Source organism: Planktothrix sp. FACHB-1355, from assembly GCF_014748295.1.
Lineage (GTDB): Bacteria > Cyanobacteriota > Cyanobacteriia > Cyanobacteriales > Aerosakkonemataceae > Aerosakkonema > Aerosakkonema funiforme_A.
Genome location: NZ_JACJUP010000968.1, coordinates 1 through 2,797, shown reverse-complemented (window position 1 = coordinate 2,797; position 2,797 = coordinate 1). Strand labels below are relative to the sequence as shown.

The window sequence follows — 2,797 nt, the reverse complement described above, 5'->3', positions numbered from 1 at the left end:
AACCCCTGTTTGCTATGCAAACAGTGGGGAGGATTTAGCCAATCTGCCAACTCTAGATTAAATCCTCTCTAAGTAAAATAAATATCCTTTTTTACGGTTCCCGTTCCCTGTTGGGGAAATTTTAACGAGAATCGGAATTTCCATTTGAGAAGAAAGAGCGTATCGGAATGTTTCGCAGTGATACCAAGTTGCATTCCTAGCCAATACTCTTTTCCCTCTGCTGGTAGATCTCCTCTGCGCTTGTGCTGCCCCCATCCATTATGGCGTGAAGGCAACTCGGCGTTACTTGTGAAGTGGGAGAGGATTCCTCAACAAGAACATAGGAAAGTCGCCGCACGAGCTACGATTACCTATGCGAAAAAGAGCGCTCGCCACTGGGATCGGCGAGTTCAACAGCAGCCCAATTCCACTTATTCTCCCCTCACCATCCGTGCGATCGCCACTCATCCTCAACAAGCTACAAAAAAATTCTCTGGCTTCCCTCGCCGTCATTACACTGTTAAATGCCTAAGCGCTTGGCCAAGATTACTTAGAGAGCGGTCTTGGCGAAAATGATAAGTTTTAACAACAGAGAAAAGAATTCACCGCAGTAGTTGATGTTTAATGAACAATGGTATATGGTTCAATAATGCAAAAGAAGTGAAATTTAGTCAGAGGCAATTTTATGGCTGAAACTGCAACAGCGCCATTATCAGGGAAAGCTCTACTTCAAAAAGTCAAAGAACTTTCCCATCTATCGCGCCGGGAAACCGCTAAGGCTTGTGGCTACTACACCACGACCAAAAGTAACCAAGTCCGCGTCAATCTGACAGACTTTTACGATGCTGTACTGGCAGCTAAAGGCATTGCTTTAGAGCCAGAAAGTGAGAAAGATGGTCGCGGTCGCGAAGCGACTTACCGGGTGAGCGTACATAAGAACGGTCAAATTGTGATCGGATCTGCTTACACCCAGGCAATGGGATTAAAGCCAGGTGATGAGTTTGAAATTCGGCTCGGATACAAGCACATTCGTTTGATTCAACTTGACCGAGATGCGGATACTGAAGGAGGAGAAGAAGAAGAAGAAGCTTAATTGTAGTTGAGCGTAGAGACTGAGGACGAGGTGGCGCGGTAAAAGCGTCGGGCGTCGGGAAGTTATGAGTTATTAATTCTAGGACTTACGTTCCACATCGCGTTTCTTTAAGACATAAGTCTGGAAACAGGGTTTATTTGCGTAAGCCCTACGATCCCAAATCCGGGTTTGTTACCCCCTTTAATTTTTGGCCATTTCATTGTAGAGACTTCATGAAAGGTCTCTACAACAGCCGAGCGAGATAAAGGCGGTCATCAAAGCGGATTTGGGATGAATAATCAGCTTTTTCCCAATTGCCCAATTCCCAACTGAGAATAGGCGATTCGCTCAAACCAGCTCGCCTATTTTTCGGTAAGCGTTTCGATACCATCCCAGTCATCTGGTAGGGTGGTATTCATCCAGCTGCGACAACGCTGCTGATGCAACAGAGCTGCTTTATCGTGACTGTCGATCGCTAGCACTGCATCAAACTTTTGCAATGCCAGATCGAAGTTGCGCTGGAGATATAACTCGCGACCTTGTTCGTAAAGTTCGATCGTTTGCTGTTTCTTGGCTGGAATTGGATCGGAACGCAACCCAACGAGCTCGTATATCGATACCGGTTGAGTTCTTCCCTTCACCCGCACGATATCGAGTTCGCGCACCCAAATGCGATTTGCACAGGGAGTATAGGTACTGCCGCTAATCACAAGATCGCAGCCGTACAATTTTGAGGTGCCTTCCAAACGGGAACCCAAATTAACATCATCGCCAATAACGGTAAACTCCATTCGTCGTTGGTGACCGATATTACCGCTGATAGCAGCGCCAGAATGGATGCCAACGCCAATGCGAATGGATTGCTGATTGGCAGCTTGACGACGAGCGTTGAATTCTGCCAGATTCGATCGCATTTCCAAAGCTGTTTGCACTGCTCTCCAAGCATGATCCCGTAGGGGTACTGGGGAACCGAACACGCCCATAATCGCATCGCCGATGTACTTATCCAGGGTGCCTTTATGCTTGAATATGGATTCCACCATTGCCGAGAAATACTCGTTAAGCATACTCACGACTTCTTCGGCTTCCATGTTTTCCACTAAGTTGGTGTAGCCGCGAATATCGGAGAATAAGATGGATACTTCTTTGCGATCGCCTCCCAACTTAGCATCCCCACTTTGTAGCAATTGTTCGGCTAACTCTTGAGTCATGTAGCGGTACATCGTACTCTTGAGTCGCTTCTCGTCGCTGATATCATCCATCACCACTAAAGCGCCGTAAACATTGGAAGCATCGCTAGCATCGGCGATCGAATTAATCGATAAATGCACGCTGCGGGACTCCAGATCGGTAGATAACAAAGTCCGATCTGGATAATACTGGTGTCGCGCTTTGCGATCGCGTCCCTTTAAAGCTGCCCCAAACCAGCTGCTAAAGTCACCTTCTTTGATCCGAATTACCTCGCAGATGGATTTCCCTTCTAAAGATTCTCCATTGTTAAAACCCAGCAATTTCTTGGCGCTGGGATTAGCGGCGATAATTTCCCCGGCTGCATTGGTGGAGATTACCCCATTTGTCAGACTGCGGAGAATATCTCGCTGCATCTGTTCTTGTTGCTGAATCTTGGCATACTGTTGCTGGATCGTCTCGTACTGTTGCTTGACTTTTTCAAACAACTTAGCGTTTTGGATGGCGACACCAGCTTGAATGTTGAACGCCTCCATAAATTCTTCGTCGCTGCGATTA

At 46.9% G+C, this 2,797-nt stretch carries 3 protein-coding genes; 2 read left to right on the top strand and 1 reads right to left on the bottom strand.

The features are described from left to right. Window positions 1-288 precede the first annotated feature (288 nt). Together H6S82_RS33105 and H6S82_RS27690 are read left to right on the top strand one after the other, a co-directional pair. Window positions 289-555: a hypothetical protein gene (locus H6S82_RS33105; RefSeq protein WP_190474056.1), complete on the top strand. Its 267-nt coding sequence runs from the start codon at window positions 289-291 to the stop codon at window positions 553-555. A gap of 109 nt (window positions 556-664) precedes the next feature. Next, window positions 665-1,072, top strand: coding sequence for an AbrB family transcriptional regulator (locus H6S82_RS27690; protein ID WP_190474055.1), 408 nt, complete (start codon window positions 665-667; stop codon window positions 1,070-1,072). A gap of 341 nt (window positions 1,073-1,413) precedes the next feature. On the opposite strand, the gene H6S82_RS27680 is transcribed toward H6S82_RS27690, so the two are convergent. After that, window positions 1,414-2,797, bottom strand: a 1,384-nt coding sequence (locus H6S82_RS27680) for an adenylate/guanylate cyclase domain-containing protein (protein WP_191057060.1), incomplete at its 5' end; no start/stop codon positions are given.